The organism is Cupriavidus pauculus, from assembly GCF_008801835.1.
In the GTDB taxonomy this organism is placed as follows: Bacteria; Pseudomonadota; Gammaproteobacteria; order Burkholderiales; family Burkholderiaceae; genus Cupriavidus; species Cupriavidus pauculus.
Genome location: NZ_VZOW01000003.1, coordinates 355,974 through 374,753 on the forward strand (window position 1 = coordinate 355,974; position 18,780 = coordinate 374,753).

The 18,780-nt window shown below is 63.9% G+C and carries 17 protein-coding genes and 1 pseudogene; 16 read left to right on the forward strand and 2 right to left on the reverse strand.

From position 1 onward, the window contains the following. Positions 1–8 precede the first annotated feature (8 nt). Both hemDX and F7R19_RS06105 read left to right on the forward strand, forming a co-directional pair. On the forward strand, positions 9–2,186 hold the full coding sequence (gene hemDX, locus F7R19_RS06100; RefSeq protein WP_150979655.1) for a fused uroporphyrinogen-III synthase HemD/membrane protein HemX: 2,178 nt from the start codon (positions 9–11) through the stop codon (positions 2,184–2,186). Between the two features lie 4 nt (positions 2,187–2,190). Continuing rightward, complete coding sequence (locus F7R19_RS06105) at positions 2,191–3,381, forward strand: heme biosynthesis protein HemY (RefSeq protein ID WP_150979656.1); 1,191 nt, start codon at positions 2,191–2,193, stop codon at positions 3,379–3,381. Between the two features lie 172 nt (positions 3,382–3,553). On the opposite strand, the gene F7R19_RS06110 is transcribed toward F7R19_RS06105, so the two are convergent. After that, a complete protein-coding gene (locus F7R19_RS06110) occupies positions 3,554–5,116 on the reverse strand; it encodes a cryptochrome/photolyase family protein (protein ID WP_061952665.1) in 1,563 nt (520 codons plus the stop codon). Positions 5,117–5,170: 54 nt separating this feature from the next. Here F7R19_RS06110 and F7R19_RS06115 point away from each other — a divergent pair, with 54 nt between their 5' ends. The 7 genes from F7R19_RS06115 (at position 5,171) to F7R19_RS06145 (ending at position 10,838) form a co-directional block, all read left to right on the forward strand. Further along, positions 5,171–5,890, forward strand: a complete 720-nt coding sequence (locus F7R19_RS06115) for a pseudouridine synthase (RefSeq protein ID WP_061952663.1) — start codon at positions 5,171–5,173, stop codon at positions 5,888–5,890. An 86-nt stretch (positions 5,891–5,976) separates the two neighbouring features. Continuing rightward, entirely contained in the window at positions 5,977–6,549 is a 573-nt protein-coding gene (locus tag F7R19_RS06120; protein ID WP_061952702.1) for a YqgE/AlgH family protein, read from the forward strand. Next, positions 6,542–6,979 (forward strand): Holliday junction resolvase RuvX, encoded by a 438-nt coding sequence (ruvX, locus tag F7R19_RS06125; protein ID WP_061952661.1) that lies wholly within the window; start codon positions 6,542–6,544, stop codon positions 6,977–6,979. Before F7R19_RS06120 ends, ruvX begins: the two co-directional genes overlap by 8 nt. After that, entirely contained in the window at positions 6,976–7,500 is a 525-nt protein-coding gene (pyrR, locus tag F7R19_RS06130; RefSeq protein WP_150979657.1) for a bifunctional pyr operon transcriptional regulator/uracil phosphoribosyltransferase PyrR, read from the forward strand. The genes ruvX and pyrR overlap by 4 nt, the downstream gene beginning before the upstream one ends. 73 nt (positions 7,501–7,573) lie before the next feature. Further along, the gene (locus F7R19_RS06135; protein WP_061952657.1) at positions 7,574–8,545 is read left to right on the forward strand and encodes an aspartate carbamoyltransferase catalytic subunit; all 972 of its coding nucleotides are present in this window, start codon (positions 7,574–7,576) and stop codon (positions 8,543–8,545) included. A gap of 156 nt (positions 8,546–8,701) precedes the next feature. After that, a complete protein-coding gene (locus F7R19_RS06140) occupies positions 8,702–9,976 on the forward strand; it encodes a dihydroorotase (RefSeq protein ID WP_150979658.1) in 1,275 nt (424 codons plus the stop codon). Between the two features lie 43 nt (positions 9,977–10,019). Continuing rightward, a complete protein-coding gene (locus tag F7R19_RS06145; RefSeq protein WP_150979659.1) occupies positions 10,020–10,838 on the forward strand; it encodes a lysophospholipid acyltransferase family protein in 819 nt (272 codons plus the stop codon). Positions 10,839–10,875: 37 nt separating this feature from the next. On the opposite strand, the gene F7R19_RS06150 is transcribed toward F7R19_RS06145, so the two are convergent. After that, on the reverse strand, positions 10,876–11,721 hold the full coding sequence (locus F7R19_RS06150; protein ID WP_150979660.1) for a symmetrical bis(5'-nucleosyl)-tetraphosphatase: 846 nt from the start codon (positions 11,719–11,721) through the stop codon (positions 10,876–10,878). A 274-nt stretch (positions 11,722–11,995) separates the two neighbouring features. Here F7R19_RS06150 and rfbB point away from each other — a divergent pair, with 274 nt between their 5' ends. From rfbB to F7R19_RS06185, 7 genes and pseudogenes are all read left to right on the forward strand, one after another. Next, positions 11,996–13,060 carry a dTDP-glucose 4,6-dehydratase gene (rfbB, locus tag F7R19_RS06155; protein ID WP_150979661.1) on the forward strand — a complete coding sequence of 355 codons (1,065 nt, stop codon included), beginning with the start codon at positions 11,996–11,998 and terminating at the stop codon, positions 13,058–13,060. Continuing rightward, the gene (gene rfbD, locus F7R19_RS06160) at positions 13,050–13,967 is read left to right on the forward strand and encodes a dTDP-4-dehydrorhamnose reductase (RefSeq protein ID WP_150979662.1); all 918 of its coding nucleotides are present in this window, start codon (positions 13,050–13,052) and stop codon (positions 13,965–13,967) included. The genes rfbB and rfbD overlap by 11 nt, the downstream gene beginning before the upstream one ends. An 8-nt stretch (positions 13,968–13,975) precedes the next feature. Then, the gene (gene rfbA / locus F7R19_RS06165) at positions 13,976–14,854 is read left to right on the forward strand and encodes a glucose-1-phosphate thymidylyltransferase RfbA (protein ID WP_150979663.1); all 879 of its coding nucleotides are present in this window, start codon (positions 13,976–13,978) and stop codon (positions 14,852–14,854) included. 21 nt (positions 14,855–14,875) lie between these two features. Continuing rightward, positions 14,876–15,430 (forward strand): dTDP-4-dehydrorhamnose 3,5-epimerase, encoded by a 555-nt coding sequence (gene rfbC / locus F7R19_RS06170; RefSeq protein WP_150979664.1) that lies wholly within the window; start codon positions 14,876–14,878, stop codon positions 15,428–15,430. Positions 15,431–15,441: 11 nt separating this feature from the next. Beyond that, positions 15,442–16,617 carry a glycosyltransferase family 4 protein gene (locus F7R19_RS06175; protein ID WP_170292555.1) on the forward strand — a complete coding sequence of 392 codons (1,176 nt, stop codon included), beginning with the start codon at positions 15,442–15,444 and terminating at the stop codon, positions 16,615–16,617. A gap of 109 nt (positions 16,618–16,726) precedes the next feature. Beyond that, a complete protein-coding gene (locus tag F7R19_RS06180) occupies positions 16,727–18,142 on the forward strand; it encodes a mannose-1-phosphate guanylyltransferase/mannose-6-phosphate isomerase (RefSeq protein ID WP_150979666.1) in 1,416 nt (471 codons plus the stop codon). Positions 18,143–18,156: 14 nt separating this feature from the next. Then, positions 18,157–18,651: pseudogene (locus F7R19_RS06185) on the forward strand (GDP-mannose 4,6-dehydratase); the annotation flags it as partial. Positions 18,652–18,780: the final 129 nt, after the last annotated feature.

An 18,780-nucleotide genomic window follows, 5' to 3' on the forward strand; every position in this document is an offset into this window, starting at 1 on the left:
AACGCGCGATGCCTCGCCCGACCGTCGTAGTCACGCGACCCGCCGGGCAATCCCGGCAACTGACCGAAGCACTGCATGCGGCGGGCCTGGATGTGCTTGGCTTTCCGCTGCTTGCGATCGGCCCCGCGTCCGATGACGCGCCGCTGCGCGCCGCGCTGAGCCATCTGTCCGACTATGCGCTGGTGGTGTTTGTCAGCCCCAACGCCGTGTCGTTCGCGCTCGATGCGCTGGCGCAGGTGCGCGAAGGCATGGATGGCCCGCGCTGGCCGCCCGAAGTCCCCGTCGCGGTAGTCGGGCCGTCCAGCGTGGCGGCGTTGGCCGAGCGCGGCATTGCGCCGCCCACGTACCGCGTGATCGCGCCGGCGGGCGCTGCGCCGGTTGGCGCGGATGCGGGCGACGAACCGTCGAACGGCGTGTCGACCGAAACCGAAATGTCGGCAGGGGCGCCGCGCTTCGATTCCGAGGCGCTCTGGTCCCAACTCGATACCACGCCGGGGGCCTTCGCCGGGCGCCGCGTGTTGATCATCCGCGGCAACGGCGGGCGCGACTGGCTTGGCGACCGCCTGCGCGAAGCAGGCGCTACGGTCGACGCCGTCGAGGCCTACAGCCGCACGCTGCCCGAGCCGACCGCCATGCAGTGGCAGGCCGTGCGCGACAGCCTCAAGCCGGGCGCGCCGCCCTACGCCTGGCTACTGACCAGTTCCGAAGCCGTTCGCAATCTCGATGCGCTGGCGCGTTTGCATCTGTCGCCGCAAGAATACGAGCGGCTCAAGCAGGTGCAGTGCATTGCGCCGCATGCGAGAATTGCGGCGCAGGCGCAGGCGTTGGGCTTTGCGCACGTGCAGCCGGCCGCGCCCGGCGATGCCGGTTTGCTGGCCGCCTGCACGCAATGGGGCAATGCCCATGCCGGGCCGGCAGCGCCAGCACCCGCGCCTGTTGAGGCCGCGGCGCCGGTCGCCGTGCCGGTCGCTGAGCGCAACGAGGCGCAGACCGACCGGCCCGCCGCTTCGGCGCAGCCCATCCATGAATCCACCGGGTCCCCGGGATCCACGACAACGAAGGCCGAACGCGTGACGCCAGACACCACGTCCCCCTCGTCGAGCAGTACTTCATCGGCCGGATCGACCGGCGCGCCATTCGCCATGCATCCCGCGCAGCCAGCCGCGCGCCGCATGAATCCGTGGTGGCCGGCGGCCATCGTGTTGCTGGTGGCCTTTGCGGGCGGATTCTGGTGGCTGCAGAACCGCGTCGATCATCTGACCCAGGAACTGGCGCGTCGCCAGCAGAGCAACGACGCGCTCGTGCAGGAAACGCGCGTGCTGTCCAAGGACGCGCAGGATACGGTCAAGGCGTTGCAGGCTAAGGTGGGCGCGCTGGACGGCCAACTGGTCGAGGCGCGCGACAAGCAGGCTGCGCTGGAGCAGGTGTATCAGGACCTGATGCGCAACCGCGACGATTGGGAGATCGCCGAAATCCAGCAGTTGCTGACCAATGCCGGGCAGCAACTGCAACTGACGGGCAACGTGCAGGTGGCGCTGGCGGCGCTGCAAAGTGCCGACGCGCGCCTGGGCCGTGCCGACAAGCCGCAGTACAACCAGTTGCGCCGCGCCATCGCCCGCGACATCGCGCGCATGAAATCCTTGCCGGATACGGACCTGACCGGCGCCGCCATCAAGCTGGACGAATCGATCAACCAGATCGATGCGCTGCCGCTGCTTTCAGGCGAACGCATGCTCGACAGGTCGGGCGCGGACGCCGTCCCGGGCGCCAAGGGCGCTGCGGGCGCGCGGGACGGTTCCGCGCCTGGGGCCGCCCAGCCCGGCGCCAACCCCGTGTCGCGCCTGTGGAACTATGTCCTCGACGAACTTGGCCAGGTGATCCGCGTGCGCAAGGTGGAAGACACCAACGCGCTGCTGTTGTCCGGCGAGCAGGGCTGGTTCCTGCGCGAAAACGTCAAGCTGCGCCTGCTGAACGCCAGGCTGGCGCTGTTGTCGCGCAATGAGCCGGTGTTCCGCAACGACCTCGCGGCCGCGCAGGCGATGATCGGGCGCTATTTCGATACGCGCTCGCGGCGCGTGCAGGGCGTGCTGACGCTGCTCAAGCAGGCGCAGGCAAGCGCCGTCACGGTGTCGCTGCCGACCATGGCCGAAAGCCTTGGCGCGCTGCACGCCCTGAAGAAGGAGTAGCGCCATGCGACTCCTTTTCTGGGTAGCCGTACTGTTTGGCGGCGCGGTTGGGCTGGCGCTCTTCACGCAGTTCAATCACAGCAACGTGGTGCTGTTCTATCCGCCGTATCGCGTCGAGATGTCGCTGAACCTGGCGCTGGCGCTGTTGCTGCTGATCTTCTTTGTGGTGTGGACCGTCATGTCCACCGTGCGCCATCTGTCCGAAATGCCGCTGCGGGCCGCGGCCTATCGTGAGCGCAGCCGCATGAGCAAGGCGCAGGCGGCAATGCGCGAATCGATCGAAAACCTGTTTGCCGGACGCTTTGCGCGTGCCGAGCGCGCCGCCAAGGAAGCGCAGGCCTGGCCCGAGCAGGCGCAGACCGCCGCGCTGGTTGGCGCCCGTGCGGCACACCGGATGCAGGAATCGGAGCGCCGCGACGCGTGGATGGCGCAGGTCACGGACCCTGACCGCGAACAGGCGCGCCTGGTGTCGATGGCCGAGTTGCTGGTCGACGCGCGCGATGCGGAAGGGGCGCTCGAGACCATCGCGCAGTTGCAGGAAAAGGGCGGACGGCAGATCCACGTGCAACGGATTGCGTTACGGGCGCACCAGCATCTGAAGAACTGGTCCGAAGTGCTGCGCCTGGCGCGATCGCTGGAAAAACGCAACGCGCTGCACCCGGTGCTGGCGCTGCGTTTGAAGCAGATGGCCGTGGAGGCGATGCTCGACGAGCGTCGCCATGACGCCGAATCGCTTTACCACTTCTGGCGCTCGCTGTCGCCCGACGAGCGCCACGCCGTGCGCATCGCGGAACAGGCGGCGCGATATTTCTCGGCGCTGAACGGGCAGAACGAGGCGCGCCGCATCATCGAGGATGCGCTCAAGGTCAATTGGGACAGCCGGTTGGTGCAGCGTTACGCTGATTGCGCGGAGGCGGGCAAGGCGCTGCCGCAGATCCAGCAGGCCGAGAAGTGGCTGGTCGATCATCCGAACGACGCCGATCTGTACTACACACTGGGCGTGCTGTGCTTGGGTGAGCAGTTGTGGGGCAAGGCGCAGTCGAATTTCGAGCGCGCACTGAAGTACGCAGACCGCGACGCGCAGCGTCGGATTTGCGTGCGATCCCACCTGGCGCTGGCACGCCTGTTCGAGGAAACGGATCGCCCCGAGGACGCCCAGAAGCACTATCGCGAGAGCGCGATGCTGGCGGCGTAGCGGGTCTCGGCTCGGCTTGCCGGCGGCGCATCGTCGCGTCGGCGGCGGGCGTTGCCAAACGGCTTTTACGCCCGGTCCGTCCCCGACCATCACCCGCCCGGCGTTTGCACAAGGCGCCGCACTGCGCGCCAGTCGCCCGTGCGCGGTGACGATGCGGCGCGCAGGCCGCTCATCACGGCCCGGTGGTTTTTGCCTTCGATTCCTTCACCGCCGCATAGCGCTGCAGGGTTTCCTTGCGCGCCACGTCGTGCTGCACGATCGGCCGCGGATAGTCTTCCCCAAGCTTTACACCGGCCGCGGCCAGCACATCGTCCGGCGCGGTCCACGGCGCATGGATGTACTTGTCCGGCAGTGCTGCGAGCATCGGCAGGTATTTGCGGATAAAGCGGCCCTGCGGGTCAAATTTCTGCGATTGCGTGACCGGATTGAAGATGCGGAAGTATGGCTGCGCATCGCAGCCGGTGGAGGCCGCCCACTGCCAGCCGCCGTTGTTGGCGGCGAGGTCGAAGTCATTGAGCTGATCGGCGAAATATTGCTCGCCACGGCGCCAATCCACGCCCAGGTCCTTCGAAAGAAAGCTCGCGGTGACCATGCGCAGGCGGTTGTGCATGTAGCCGCTTTGGCGAATCTGCAGCATCGCCGCGTCCACCAGTGGATAGCCGGTTTGCGCGTCGCACCACGCCTGGAAATAGCGCTCGCCATCGGCCGGTGCGGTCCAGCGCAGCGCATCGTATTCCGCATGAAACGATTTGCCTTCGGCCACGCGCGGATGGTGATGCAGGATCATGAAGTAGAAATCGCGCCAGATCAGCTCGGAAAGCCAGACCGCTGCGCCGGGGCCGGCCGCGCCGCCGCGCATGGCTGCGTCATTGGCGGCGCGCACCAGCGTGCGGATCGAGATCGTGCCGAATCGCAGATGCACGGACAGGTAGCTCGGGCCGCGCACGGCGGGGAAATCGCGGCGGTTGCCGTAATCGCCGATGCGGTCCAGAAATTCGTCGAACAGCGCCTGCGCGCCGTCGCTGCCGGTCGGCATGGCGATTTCCGCGAGATTGCTTGGCGCAAATCCCAGCGACGCCAGTGTCGGCATGGGTTGGCGGAGCGGTTCAGGGACCGGCGCCAGCGTCTTCAGGTATGGCTGGATCGGGTACGGACGGACGTCGAACGGCTGCAGCGCGCGCAGCCACGCGTTCTTGTACGGCGTAAAGACGCTGAACGGATGGCCTTGCGCGGTCAGGATTTCATCGGCCTCGAAAATCACCTGGTCCTTGAACGTGAACAGCAGCCGCGAGTCGGCGGCGAGCGCCTTTCGCACCGAGGCGTCGCGGTCGCGGGCGGCCGGTTCGTAGTCGTGATTGGCGAAGACGGCCTCGACATCGAGATCGGCGGCGAGTTTCGGGATGGCGTCGCGCGCGCTGTCATGCAGCACTATTAGTCCGCCACCGGCCGCCGCCAGCGCGTCTTGCAGCGGTTTCAGCGACTTCAGGATGAATTCGACGCGGCGGTCCGCCTTCAGGCCGCGCGCCAGCAGCGGGTCAAGGATTTGCCGATCCAGCACGAATACGCACCATACCTGCCGGCAGTGCTTGAGGGCATAATGCAGCGCCGCATGGTCGTCGGCGCGCAGGTCGCGCCGGAACCAGACCAGCCCGCGCGCGAAGTCGCGGTCGATCTGGTAGGGCCGGCGCCCGTTGGCGGCGACCGGTTCGGAATCTGGGGAAGGTGATCTACGCATCGCCGTAACCTAACATGACCATCAGGCAATCACTGGCTTCAATCAGACATTTTCATGGCAACTACCCTTGACCGCATCCTCCAATCCCAAGGCTTCGGCACCCGTCGCTATTGTGGCGACCTTGTCGAGGCGGGTCTCGTCGAGGTCGACGGCGTACTGTGCGAGGATCCCGGCGCGCGCTTCGAGGTGGATGGCCTGCGCCTGACCGTCGACGGCGAGCAATGGCTGGCCTGCACCAAGGCGTATCTGATGCTGAACAAGCCGGAAGGCTATGAATGTTCGCAACGTCCGCGCCACCATCCCAGCGTCTACAACCTGCTGCCTGTGCCGTTGCGCCAGCGCGAAGTGCAGGCGGTGGGGCGCCTGGATCATGACACCACGGGATTGCTGCTGCTGACCGATGACGGGCAGTTCATCCACGCCCAGACGTCGCCCAAGAAGCAGGTGCCCAAGGTCTACGAAGTGACGACCTTCGACCCCGTGACGCCAGAGCAGGTCGAAGCGCTGCGCACCGGCGTGAAGCTGGACGATGAGCCCGCCCCGATTGCCGCCGACGCCTGCGAGGCCACCGGCGAACGGAGCCTGCGCCTGACGCTGATGCAAGGCAAATATCACCAGGTCAAGCGGATGGTCGCGGCGACCGGCAATCATGTGACGGCGCTCCATCGCAGTGCGATCGGCGGCCTGCAGCTCGACCCGGCGCTCGCACCGGGCCAATGGCGCTGGCTGACGGCCGACGATCTGGCCGCGCTGAAGCCGTCCGCAGGGGCCTGAAACGGCCTGCGCCGCGGTGCGGCACGGTGCCTTCGGACACAGAAGTTTTACAGGAACCCGGGCGACGATTTGGTAGAATGCAAGCCATGGCGACGCCCGAAGCTTCCATCAATCTCACCAATCAGTTCCTGATTGCCATGCCCGGCATGGCCGATCCGACGTTTTCAGGTTCCGTTGTCTATCTCTGCGAGCATAACGAACGCGGCGCGCTTGGCCTGGTGATCAACCGGCCCATCGATATCGACATGGCGACGCTGTTCGACAAGATCGATCTCAAGCTCGAAATCCAGCCCGTTGCGCATCAGCCCGTGTATTTCGGCGGACCCGTCCAGACCGAGCGCGGCTTCGTGCTGCACGATCCCGTTGGCATCTATGTGTCGTCGCTGGCGGTGCCGGGCGGCCTGGAGATGACCACGTCCAAGGATGTGCTGGAAGCGGTTGCCAACGGTAGCGGGCCGCATCGCTTTCTGCTGACGCTCGGATACGCCGGTTGGGGTGCGGGCCAGCTCGAGGAAGAGTTGAGCCGCAACGGCTGGCTGACCGTCCAGGCCGATCCCGAAATCATTTTCAGTGTGCCGCCCGAAGAACGTTTCGCCGCGGCCGTGCGCCTGCTCGGCATCGATGTGGCGATGCTTTCAGGCGAGGCGGGGCATGCCTGATCAGCCGGGGCGCGAGGCGCCCCGCGACGGCACGGTGCTCGCCTTCGACTATGGCGAGAAAAAAATCGGCGTCGCGCTCGGCAATTTCATCACCCGGCAAGCGCGCGCCCTGACCATTCTTCCGAACGTGACGGTGGAAGGCCGCTTCCAGGCCGTGGCTGCGCTGATCCACGAATGGGCGCCGGTGCGCCTGGTGGTCGGCATGCCGGTCAATCCCGAGGCCGGCCCGGACGACGAGGAGCAGCCTTCCATGCGGCTTGCGCGCCGCTTCGGCAACCAGTTGAACGGCCGTTTCGATCTGCCGGTCGAGTGGGTGGACGAACGCTATTCCTCGCGCGCGGCGTCGATGGCCGGGGCCGCTCGCGGCGCGTTGGACGCCGAGGCCGCCCGGATCATCCTGCAACAGTATTTCGACGAATTCCCGCTATGACCCAGACCTCCACTCCCGACGCCGAGGCGCTGTACCACGCGCTGCGCGACCAGGCCCAGGCGCTGATGCCGGCCGACGACCGTGCCCGCTGGTCCGTGGCCGGCATCCATTCCGGCGGCGCCTGGATTGCAGAGCGCCTGGCGGCGGATCTGAAGCTCGGCCCCCACGGTGTGATCAACGTGGCATTCCATCGCGACGATTACGCCAAGAAGGGCTTGCACAGCCAGGCGCAGCCGACCACGCTGCCGTTCGATGTGGAGGATCGCAACGTCCTGCTGATCGACGACGTACTGGCGACCGGCCGCACGATCCGCGCGGCGGTCAACGAATTGTTCGACTATGGCCGCCCCGCGCGCGTGGCGCTGGCCGTGCTGGCGGACCGCGGTGGCCGCGAACTGCCGTTTTCGGCCGACTACGCCGCCGCCTCGATCGAACTGCCGCTCGACCAGACGCTGGTGCTGTCCCGCGAAGGCGAAGGCGCCGCCACGCGCTTCGCGTTCGCTACACAGCCGCGTGCCTGAATGTCAACCTGAAGCCCCGCCAAAACGTCAAGCCCAAGCCATACAAGACCGACCCGCGCCCGAACCACCTGCCATGACCAAGACGTTCCGAAACCCGCAGCTCACCAAGAACGGCGAACTGAAGCATCTGTTGTCGATCGAGGGCCTGTCGCGTGACATGATCACGCATATCCTCGATACCGCCAGCCAGTTCGTGTCGCTGTCCGACTCCGACCGCGACGTCAAGAAGGTGCCGCTGCTGCGCGGCAAGAGCGTGTTCAACCTGTTCTTCGAAAACTCGACGCGCACGCGCACCACGTTCGAGATCGCCGCCAAGCGGCTGTCGGCCGACGTGCTGAACCTGAACATCAACGCGTCGTCGACTAGCAAGGGCGAGTCTCTGCTCGACACGATCAACAACCTGTCGGCGATGTCGGCGGACATGTTCGTCGTCCGTCATGCCAGTTCCGGTGCGCCTTACCTGATCGCCGAACATGTCGCGCCACACGTGCATGTGATCAACGCGGGCGACGGTCGTCACGCCCACCCGACGCAGGGCCTGCTGGACATGTACACGATCCGGCATTTCAAGAAGGATTTCACCAACCTGACGGTGGCAATCGTTGGCGACATCCTGCACTCGCGTGTCGCGCGCTCCGACATTCACGCGCTGACTACGCTGGGCGTGCCCGAAGTGCGCGCCATCGGTCCGCGCACGCTGCTGCCGTCCGGCCTGGAACAGATGGGCGTGCGCGTCTTCCACAACATGGAAGAGGGTCTGAAAGGCGTCGACGTGGTGATCATGCTGCGCCTGCAGAACGAACGCATGAGCGGCGCGCTGCTGCCCTCCGCACAGGAATATTTCAAGGCCTACGGCCTGACGCCGGAGCGCCTGGCGCTGGCCAAGCCGGACGCGATCGTGATGCATCCGGGGCCGATGAACCGCGGCGTGGAAATCGACTCCGCCGTGGCCGACGGCTCGCAATCGGTGATCCTGAACCAGGTGACGTTCGGCATCGCGGTACGCATGGCCGTGATGGGCATCGTCGCCGGCAACAACGACTGAGAGTCACTATCAAATGATTCTGGCGTCGTTGCGCGACCTTGCTGTACCACTTGTACTGTCTGCGGCCGCGCGCCTAGCCAGAACCGCTTTGCTTCCTTTTGATAGCGCCTCCCAAGGCGGCAAACCAAAAACCGAATAGACGCCAGCGAACTAGACATGAAGATTCACATCCAGGGTGGCCGCCTGATCGATCCGGCCGCAAATGTCGACGCCGAACAGGACCTGTACATCGCCGCAGGCAAAATCGTCGGCGTGGGCAAGGCGCCCGCCGATTTCAACGCCAACAAGACCATCGACGCCAGGGGGCTGATCGTATGCCCGGGCCTGGTAGACCTATCCGCGCGGCTGCGCGAGCCGGGCTACGAATACAAGGCCACGCTCGAATCCGAACTGTCCGCCGCGACGGCCGGCGGCGTGACCAGCCTGGTTTGCCCGCCCGACACCGATCCGGTGCTCGACGAGCCGGGCCTGGTTGAAATGCTGAAGTTTCGCGCCCACAAGCTGAACCAGACGCACGTCTATCCGCTCGGCGCGCTTACGGTGGGTCTCAAGGGCGAAGCGCTGACCGAGATGGGGCAGCTTACCGAAGCCGGCTGCGTCGGCTTCAGCCAGGCCGAGGCGCCGATCAAGGACACCAAGGTGCTGCAGCGCGCGATGCAGTACGCGCAGACGTTTGGCTTCACGCTCTGGCTGCGCCCGGAAGACCCGTTCCTGGGCGGCGGCGTGGCGGCGAGCGGGGCGATCGCCTCGCGGCTGGGCCTGTCGGGCGTGTCGGTCATCGCTGAGACGGTGCGGCTGCACACCATCTTCGAATTGATCCGCGCCACGGGCGCGCGCGTGCACCTGTGCCGCCTGTCGTCGGCCGCCGGCCTGGAACTGGTGCGCCAGGCGCGCAAGGAAGGCTTGCCGGTGACGTGCGATGTGAACGTGCACCACGTGTCGCTGACCGACATGGACATCGGCTTCTTCAACAGCCAGATGCGTTTTACGCCGCCGCTGCGCAGCCCGCGCGACCGCGATGCCATCGTGGCAGCGCTTGCCGACGGCACCATCGATGCCCTCTGTTCCGACCACACGCCGGTCGACGATGACGAAAAGCTCCTGCCCTTCGACGAAGCCACGCCGGGCGCCACGGGCTTGGAACTGTTGCTTCCGTTGACGCTGCGCTGGGCCGCGGAACACAAGGTTCCGCTGGCCAAGGCGCTGGCACGCATTACCAGCGAGCCGGCGCGCGTGATCGGCCTGCATGCTGGGTCGCTGACGGCCGGCAGCGCCGCCGACGTCTGCGTATTCGATCCGAAGCAGATCTGGAAGGTTGAGCGCAGCGCCCTCAAGAGCCAGGGCAAGAACTCGCCATGGCTGGGCTACGAGATGCAAGGCCGCGTGCGCATGACACTGGTGGGCGGCCAGGTCGTGTTCGAGCAACGCTGAGCCGGCAGCTCGCCGATCGCGCCAAAGGCTACCGGGGGTCGAGATGATCTGGTTACGCAAGCTGCGGCTGTTCTTGCTACTGCTTCGTGGAATGCTCCTGTGCGCAACGGTCTTCCCGTGGGCGAGCACTCACCTGCGCGAGCGCATGATCCGCAGTTGGTCGCGCAAGCTGCTGGCCATCTGCGGGATCGAGGTGGAAGTGCAGGGCTTGGCCGAAGGACAGGCCGTGCCCAAGGGTGCGATGCTGGTGTCGAACCATATTTCATGGCTCGACATCTACGTCATCCATAGCTGGCAACCGGTGCGCTTCGTCGCCAAATCGGAAATCCGCAGTTGGCCGATCGTCGGCTGGCTGTGCGAAAAAACCGGCACGATCTTTATCGAACGTGCCCGCAAGCGCGACGCGCATCGCGTGCTGCATCACATCACCGAAGTGATGCAGCAAGGCGACCTGGTATGTGTCTTTCCGGAAGGCACGACCACCGATGGCAGCAAGGTCCTGCCGTTCCACGCCAATTTAATGCAGGCGCCAGTGGCCGGCGGTCTGCCTGTGCAACCGGTCGGCCTGCGCTATCTGGACGCGGCAACCGGCCAGCCAACCCTCGCGCCCGCGTATATCGACGATCTTTCGCTGCTCGATTGCCTCAATGCCATCCTGAAGTCGCCGCCGATCAAGGCGCGCTTGACGCTAGGGCCGCAGTTGCTGGCGGGTGGGGCGGGGCGGCGGGAGCTGGCGGAGGCGGCGCGGGAGGTGGTGACTCACCTCGCTGCCGGCGAAGGCGGCGCGGCCGCGCAGGTGGCGCACAATCTCAGCCTCGCACCGTCCGTCACGCCCGCCGAGGCTATGACTGCCACGTCCTGACAGATTCGTCCTCCCCGCCGGCGCGGGATATTCATTCCTATGCGAGCGGATCACAATACTGCGGGCAGTCGACCTGGATAATCGTGCGTTTGTCCGGTTCGCTCGCCAGCAAGGCAGCGGTCAGTTTGCCGCCCCAGACGCAGCCGGTATCGAGGGCCATCAGGTTGGGGCGTATGACCAGGCCGAGCGTTGACCAGTGTCCGCACACCACGGTGACATCCGCAGTGCGTCGACCCGGAACGTCGAACCAGGGCATGACGCCGGCCGGTGCCTCGCCCAGTCCTTCCTTGGTCTTGAGGTCCATCACGCCGTCTGCGGAGCAAAAACGCAGCCGGGTCAGCGCGTTGACGATGACCCGGTGCCGCTCGATGCCGCGCAGGCTGTCGTGCCAACGATCGGCAGCGTTGCCAAAAACGTCGGCGAGGAAGCCCTGCCAGTTCGATCCGCGCAATTCGGATTCCACTTCGCGCGCCAAGTCGATGACCTGGCTTGCGGTCCACTGGGGCAGGACGCCGGCGTGGGCGATCAGGAAGTCGTTCTCGCGGATGGCCAGCGGCTGATGGCGCAGGAAAGTGATTAATTCATCGCTATCAGGCGCGCTTAGGATGTCATCGAGCGTGTCTGACTTCCCCTTCTTGCGGACGCCCGCGGCTACGGCAAGAAGGTGAATGTCGTGGTTGCCCAGAACTGTGCGGGCGCGCGGACCAAGCGCAATGACCCGCCGCAGGGTTTCCAGCGACGCCGGGCCGCGGTTGATGAGGTCGCCGACGAAGTACAGGGATGCTTCTGGGGGCAACCGTTCCAGGAGCCCATCAAGAGAGGGGGCACAGCCTTGCAGGTCGCCGATGGCGAATGGGCGCTGAGTAGAATCGGTCGCGGTCATTGAGACGGTCGGCGGGATATCGGGGGATGGTCTATCAAATAGCAGCACTAAAAGTAACGCTGCCCACACACGTGTAGCTCCCATAATCGATTTGGTCAATCGTTACAAGACGCTACAAAAAGTTGGTATCACCCCAAAAGATGGGACCCGGGCTCAGATAGAATACCGCCACTTCCACAGGGACTTAAAAACTCTGCCAGCCTCCCACGGGCACAGGCGGGCGACCGGCTTTTGTCGGCAAATCGAAACATATCGAAAGCAGGGAGCAAGCGTTTTGTCGCACATTCTGGTTACGGGCGGGGCAGGTTTTATTGGCGCCAATTTCGTTCTCGACTGGCTCGCCCAGCCGGGCGCTGACACTATTGTGAATGTCGACAAGCTGACCTATGCCGGCAACCTGAAAACGCTCGCGGCGCTGGAAGGCAATCCTCGCCACGTGTTCTCGCAGACCGATATCTGCGACAGGGCCGCGCTCGACATGCTGCTCGAGACATACCGGCCCCGCGCCGTAGTGCACTTCGCTGCCGAAAGCCATGTGGACAGATCTATCCACGGTCCCGCCGAATTCATCCAGACCAACATCGTCGGCACGTTCACGCTGCTCGAGGCGGTGCGCGGCTGGTGGGGCGGTCTGGACGACCGCGCCCGTGCCGATTTCCGCTTCCTGCACGTATCCACCGACGAAGTGTTCGGCTCGCTCGGACCAAACGATCCGCAATTCTCCGAATCAACCGCCTACGCCCCGAACAGCCCGTATTCGGCGTCAAAGGCCGCCGCCGACCATCTGGTGCGCGCGTATCACCATACGTACGGCCTGCCGGTGGTGACCACCAACTGCTCGAACAACTACGGTCCGTATCATTTTCCCGAGAAGCTGATCCCTCTGATGATCACGAATGCCCTCGCGGGCAAGCCTCTGCCGGTTTACGGCGACGGACAGAACGTGCGCGACTGGCTCTACGTGGGGGACCATTGCAACGCCATTCGCGAGGTTCTCGCGCGTGGGCGGATCGGCGAGACCTATAACGTGGGCGGCTGGAACGAGAAGACCAATATCGACGTCGTCTACACCATCTGCGACCTGCTCGATGAGCTCAAGCCCAAGGCGGCTGGTTCGTACCGGGATCAGGTCACGTTCGTCAAGGATCGTCCCGGCCACGACCGCCGCTATGCGATCGACGCCGGCAAGCTGGAGCGGGAACTGGGTTGGCGACCGGCCGAGACATTTGAAACGGGCCTGCGCAAGACCGTTCAGTGGTACCTGAGCAACCAGGCCTGGGTGCAGGATGTGGTCTCGGGAGAATACCGGAACTGGGTGGCAAAGCAATATGCAGCGTAACGCTCTTCCCACCCCGTCCATTCTTGTAACAGGAAGCAACGGGCAAGTCGGGTTTGAGTTGCAACGCAGTCTGGCAAGCCTCGGCCCGGTGACGGCATTCGATCACGCGGCCTGCGATCTGGCCACGCCGGACGCCGTACGGGCAGTAATCAGGCGCTTGCGCCCGGACATCATCGTCAACGCGGCGGCTTATACAGCAGTGGACGGGGCAGAGTCGGATGTCGAGCAAGCCTTTGCGGTGAATGGCGTGGCGCCCGGCGTACTTGCGGAAGAGGCGCGCGCGCTGGGCAGCCTGCTGGTGCACTACTCCACGGACTATGTGTTCGATGGCGCCGGCGCAGCACCCTATCGCGAATCGGATGCGGCGCGGCCGCTGTCGGTCTACGGAAAAAGCAAGCTGGCCGGCGAGCAGGCCATTGCCGATGTGGGGGCTCAGGCAATCGTGCTGCGCACATCGTGGGTGGCCGGGCTGCATGGGCAGAATTTTGCACGGACCGTGCTTCGCTTGGCCCGTGAGCGCGATGCGCTGCAGGTGATCGACGACCAGATCGGTGCGCCGACGATGGCCGCGTTGGTGGCGGATGTCACGGCGCGCATCATCGACCGGGCATGGCTGCGAGAAGATCGCAGCGAGTTCCCGGCTGGCATCTATCATCTGGCCGCTCGCGGCCAGACGTCGTGGCACGGCTACGCTACCGAGGTGGTGCGCTACGCTGCCGCGTACGGCGCTGCATTGACACTCAAACCGGAGGCGATCGAGCCCGTGAGATCGGCCGAGTTTCCGCAGGTGGCGCCGCGCCCGGCCAATTCGTGTCTTGATACCAGCAAGCTGTGCGAGACGTTTGAAATCCATCTTCCGGAATGGCGCTCAGGTGTCCATCATCTGATCGACCAGTTCCTTTCCTGATACGACACATGCGTAAGGGCATTATCCTGGCCGGCGGTTCCGGCACGCGCCTCTACCCGATCACGCGATCGGTTTCGAAGCAGCTGCTGCCTGTCTACGACAAGCCGATGATCTATTACCCGCTGAGCACGCTGATGCTGGCGGGCATTCGCGACATCCTGATCATTTCCACGCCCGAAGACACGCCACGTTTTACTGAAATGCTCGGTGATGGCGCCAAGTGGGGCCTGAACCTGCAATACGCGGTTCAGCCATCGCCGGATGGTCTGGCGCAAGCCTTTATCATCGGCCGCGATTTTGTGGGTAACGATCCCTCCACGCTGATCCTGGGAGACAACATCTTCCATGGTCATGCATTGATCCGCCAATTGAAGGACACGTCGGCACGCCAGGGCGGCGCGACGGTATTTGCCTATCACGTGCACGATCCCGAGCGCTACGGGGTCGTAGAATTCGACGACGCATTCCGTGCGCTTTCTCTCGAGGAAAAGCCCCTCAAGCCGCGCTCCAACTACGCGGTGACGGGGCTGTATTTCTACGACAATCAGGTTTGCGATATTGCAGCCGACATTCGTCCTTCGCCGCGCGGAGAACTCGAGATTACCGACGTCAACAAGCGTTATCTGGAAATGGGTCAGCTGGAGGTGGAGGTCTTGGGTCGCGGCTATGCGTGGCTCGATACCGGCACCTACGATTCGCTGCTCGAGGCCGCCAGCTTTATCGCCACAGTGCAGAAGCGGCAGGGACTGATGGTGGCATGCCCCGAGGAAATCGCATTCCGCAATAAATGGATTGGCGCGGAAGCGGTGGAGGAAATGGCCAAGGCGCTGGCCAAGAATTCATATGGTCAATATCTGCACGGCCTCCTGTCGGATGGATATCGTTAAATGACCCACCCGCCGGGCCCGATGGCCACGCCCACCTCGATTGCCGATGTGCTGATTCTGGAGCCACGCGTATTCCGGGACGAGCGCGGCCATTTCCTGGAAAGCTTTAACCAGCGGATGTTCGAGAGCGTAACTGGCATTTCCCGCACGTTCGTGCAGGACAACGAGTCCAGGTCCGTGCGCAATGTGCTGCGGGGACTGCATTATCAGACACGTCGGCCGCAGGGAAAGCTCGTGCACGTGACCGCAGGTGAAATTTTCGATGTGGCGGTGGACCTGCGCACCGATTCAAAGACGTTTGGAAAATGGGTCGGCGTGACGTTGTCGGCCCGGAATTTCCGGCAACTGTGGATCCCGGAAGGTTTTGCCCATGGCTTCATGGTGATTTCCGAGTACGCGGACGTGCTTTACAAGATGACGGACTACTACGATCCGCAATTCGAATGCGCCATTGCCTGGAACGATCCGGACATCGGTATTGCCTGGCCGTCCTTGGAAGGCCTGATCCTGCATGCCCGCGACGCCGCCGCACCGAGGTTGCGCGATGTGGACTCTCCATTCCGGGTGGCCCAGTGACCCAGGATTGCTTGCGACAGCCCGGCGACGCCACGCGCACGTTTGCGCGCGATGGCGCGCGCGCCAGGACAGAGCGCCGCGCGATACTCTTCTGCGCCAACACCGCATGGTCGATGTACCGCTTCCGCCGTGGCATGCTGACCGCGCTGATCCACGACGGCTACGAGGTGCACGTCGTGGCGCCGGAAGACGCCGAGGCGGCGTCGCTGCGCGCCATGGGATGCATATTCCATCCGATGACGATGGCGGCGCAGGGACGCAATCCGTTTCAGGATCTGAAGCTGGTGGCATCGCTGCTGGCGCTGTACCGGCGTGTAAAGCCCGCGCTGATTTTCCATTACACGATCAAGCCGAATATCTATGGCTCGATCGCCGCGCGACTGGCGGGCATCCGGTCGATTGCCGTGACGACTGGGCTGGGCTATGTATTTATTAACAAGGGTCTGGTTTCCAGCCTGAGCAAGTTGCTGTATCGCATTTCGCTGCGGTTTTCCGGGCAGGTGTGGTTCCTCAACCAGGAGGATCGCCGCGCATTCGTGTCCGCGGGCCTCGTCGACGTGCGGAAATGCACGGTGCTGCCGGGCGAGGGCATCGACCTCGATTTTTTTGCCCCCGTACCGCAGCCTGTCAGTTCGGACCAGCAGTTCTGCTTCCTGCTGATCGCGCGAATGTTGTGGGACAAGGGTGTCGGCGAATACGTTGCCGCTGCGCGCGCCCTGAAGGCCAAGTACCAGCATGTGCGCTTCGTACTTGCCGGACCGGCCGGTGGGGAAAGCCCGAGCGCGATCCCGCAAAGCCAGGTCGAGGCATGGGTCAGAGAGGGCGTCGTCGAATATCTGGGAATGGTGCCCGATATTCGACCGATGATCGGCGCGGCAAATTGCGTAGTGTTGCCGTCCTACCGCGAAGGCATTCCGCGCGCCTTGCTGGAGGCCGCAGCGATGGAACGCCCGGTGGTCGCCACTGCCGTGCCCGGGTGCATGGATGTGGTGGACAACGGAGAAACCGGACTGCTGTGCAGGGAACGCGATCCGCGCGACCTGGCCTCGAAAATGGAAGAAATGGTGCTGCGTGACCGTGAAGGCATACGCCGGATGGGTGCGGCGGGGCGTGCCAAAATGCTGTCGATCTTCGATGAAAAGTTCGTGATCGAACATTACCGGAATGTGATTCACGCCCTGGTTTAGTTTCGGTGGAAAAGAATGGAATAAGCCGCGATTCATGTCTGCCAGATGGCCAACGGCATGCATCGCGAATGGAATTTGAATTGGCCGGACGCTGGAGCTTGCGATTTCTATGACTTTTGTTCCTGTGATTCTCTCGGGTGGAGCGGGTACCAGGCTGTGGCCTGTCTCGCGCGAGCTGCATCCCAAGCCCTTTATCCGGTTGGGGGGCTCGCACAGCCTGCTGCAGAAGACGTTCCTGCGCGCCGCGGCATTACCCGACGTTGCCGAAGTGCTGACGGTGACCAATCGTGAATTGTTCTTCAAGACCGAAGACGAATATCGCGAGGTCAACGAAGCTTGCCTGGCCACCTCCTATCTGCTGGAGCCCTTCGGTCGCAACACGGCCGCCGCGATTGCTGCCGCCGCGCTCGACGTGGCAGAACGCCATGGCGACGATGCGACGTTGCTGATTCTGGCTGCCGACCACGTCATCAAGGACCAGGCGGCCTTCGCCACCGCCATCGCGCAGGCGCGGGTGCTGGCCGGGCAGGGTCGGCTGGTGACGCTCGGCATTCGTCCGGACGGACCCGAAACGGGCTATGGGTATATCGAGGCGGACGGTTCGAACGTGCGCCGCTTCGTGGAAAAGCCGTCGCTGGAACGCGCAACCGAATATTGCGCCAGCGGTCGCCATTTCTGGAATGCGGGAATCTTCTGTTTCCGCGCGGGGACGCTGCTGAGTCAGCTCGAAATGCATGCGCCTGACGTGCTGGATGCCGCGCGCGCATGCATGGCGGCATCGAAGCCCCTTCGCGGCGATCGCGTGGTCCAGCGCACCCTGGACGCGCAGACTTTCGAGCAGGCGCCGAACATCTCCATCGACTATGCGCTGATGGAGAAATCGTCGGACGTCGCAGTGGTGCCATGCGAAATCGGCTGGAGCGATGTAGGTTCATGGAGCGCCATCAGCGACATGACCGACGCCGACGGCGGCGGCAACAAGGTGGAAGGCGAGGCATTGCTGCATGACGCGGCGAACTGCTACGTGCGCAGCGAAGACCGTCTGGTCACGCTGGTCGGCACCAACGACCTGATTGTGGTGGACACGGCCGACGCGCTGCTCATTGCCGACCGGTCGCGCGCCCAGGAGGTCAAGGAGATCGTTCGCCAGCTCAATTCCCAGGGGCACATGGCCAGCAAGATCCACCGCAAGGTGCATCGTCCCTGGGGGACATACACGGTGCTGGAGGGCGGTACGCGCTTCAAGATCAAGCGCATCGAGGTCAAACCGGGCGCCTCGCTTTCACTGCAGATGCATTACCACCGCAGCGAGCACTGGATCGTCGTCAGTGGCATGGCGAAGGTGATCAACGGTGAAAACGAACTACTCGTCAACACGAACGAGTCCACATACATTCCGGCTGGTAATCGCCACCGGCTTGAAAACCCGGGCAAGTTGCCACTGGTCATGATCGAAGTCCAGTGCGGGGATTATCTCGAAGAAGACGACATCGTCCGCTTCGAGGATTCCTACGGCAGAGCTTAAGAACAGGATATGCAATGAAAAAGGTCGCGCTTATTACAGGGATTACCGGTCAGGATGGAGCCTATCTCGCAGAATTCCTGCTGAACAAGGGCTACGAAGTGCATGGCATCAAACGCCGCGCTTCGCTTTTCAATACGGATCGTATTGACCATCTGTATCAGGACCCGCACGTCGATCACCGCAATTTCATCCTGCATTATGGTGATCTGACAGACTCCACCAACCTGATCCGCATCATCCAGCAGGTGCAGCCGGACGAGCTCTATAACCTGGGCGCGCAGTCACACGTGGCCGTGTCGTTCGACAGCCCCGAGTACACGGCCAACAGCGACGCACTGGGCGCGCTGCGCCTGCTCGAAGCGATTCGCATTCTGGGACTGGAAAAGAAGACGCGCTTCTATCAGGCTTCGACCTCGGAACTCTATGGCCTGGTACAAGAGATTCCGCAGAAGGAGACCACGCCTTTTTATCCGCGTTCGCCGTATGCCGTGGCCAAGTTGTATGGCTACTGTGACCTTGCCCCTGTTCCACGAATCCCATAACCGAGGGAATTAGGCAGCCCGGTGTTGCTGAGCTGCGGACCAGTTTTTCTCGAACGTCATGGGGCTGACGTAGCCCAGCGTCGAGTGGAGTCGGCT

Excerpts from the sequence above, each read along its gene's own strand:
- hemDX (WP_150979655.1), top strand. The coding sequence starts at position 9 with ATGCCTCGCCCGACCGTCGTAGTCACGCGACCCGCCGGGCAATCCCGG.
- F7R19_RS06105 (WP_150979656.1), top strand. The coding sequence starts at position 2,191 with ATGCGACTCCTTTTCTGGGTAGCCGTACTGTTTGGCGGCGCGGTTGGG.
- F7R19_RS06110 (WP_061952665.1), bottom strand. The coding sequence starts at position 5,116 with ATGCGTAGATCACCTTCCCCAGATTCCGAACCGGTCGCCGCCAACGGG.
- F7R19_RS06115 (WP_061952663.1), top strand. The coding sequence starts at position 5,171 with ATGGCAACTACCCTTGACCGCATCCTCCAATCCCAAGGCTTCGGCACC.
- F7R19_RS06120 (WP_061952702.1), top strand. The coding sequence starts at position 5,977 with ATGGCGACGCCCGAAGCTTCCATCAATCTCACCAATCAGTTCCTGATT.
- ruvX (WP_061952661.1), top strand. The coding sequence starts at position 6,542 with ATGCCTGATCAGCCGGGGCGCGAGGCGCCCCGCGACGGCACGGTGCTC.
- pyrR (WP_150979657.1), top strand. The coding sequence starts at position 6,976 with ATGACCCAGACCTCCACTCCCGACGCCGAGGCGCTGTACCACGCGCTG.
- F7R19_RS06135 (WP_061952657.1), top strand. The coding sequence starts at position 7,574 with ATGACCAAGACGTTCCGAAACCCGCAGCTCACCAAGAACGGCGAACTG.
- F7R19_RS06140 (WP_150979658.1), top strand. The coding sequence starts at position 8,702 with ATGAAGATTCACATCCAGGGTGGCCGCCTGATCGATCCGGCCGCAAAT.
- F7R19_RS06145 (WP_150979659.1), top strand. The coding sequence starts at position 10,020 with ATGATCTGGTTACGCAAGCTGCGGCTGTTCTTGCTACTGCTTCGTGGA.
- F7R19_RS06150 (WP_150979660.1), bottom strand. The coding sequence starts at position 11,721 with ATGACCGCGACCGATTCTACTCAGCGCCCATTCGCCATCGGCGACCTG.
- rfbD (WP_150979662.1), top strand. The coding sequence starts at position 13,050 with ATGCAGCGTAACGCTCTTCCCACCCCGTCCATTCTTGTAACAGGAAGC.
- rfbA (WP_150979663.1), top strand. The coding sequence starts at position 13,976 with ATGCGTAAGGGCATTATCCTGGCCGGCGGTTCCGGCACGCGCCTCTAC.
- rfbC (WP_150979664.1), top strand. The coding sequence starts at position 14,876 with ATGGCCACGCCCACCTCGATTGCCGATGTGCTGATTCTGGAGCCACGC.
- F7R19_RS06180 (WP_150979666.1), top strand. The coding sequence starts at position 16,727 with ATGACTTTTGTTCCTGTGATTCTCTCGGGTGGAGCGGGTACCAGGCTG.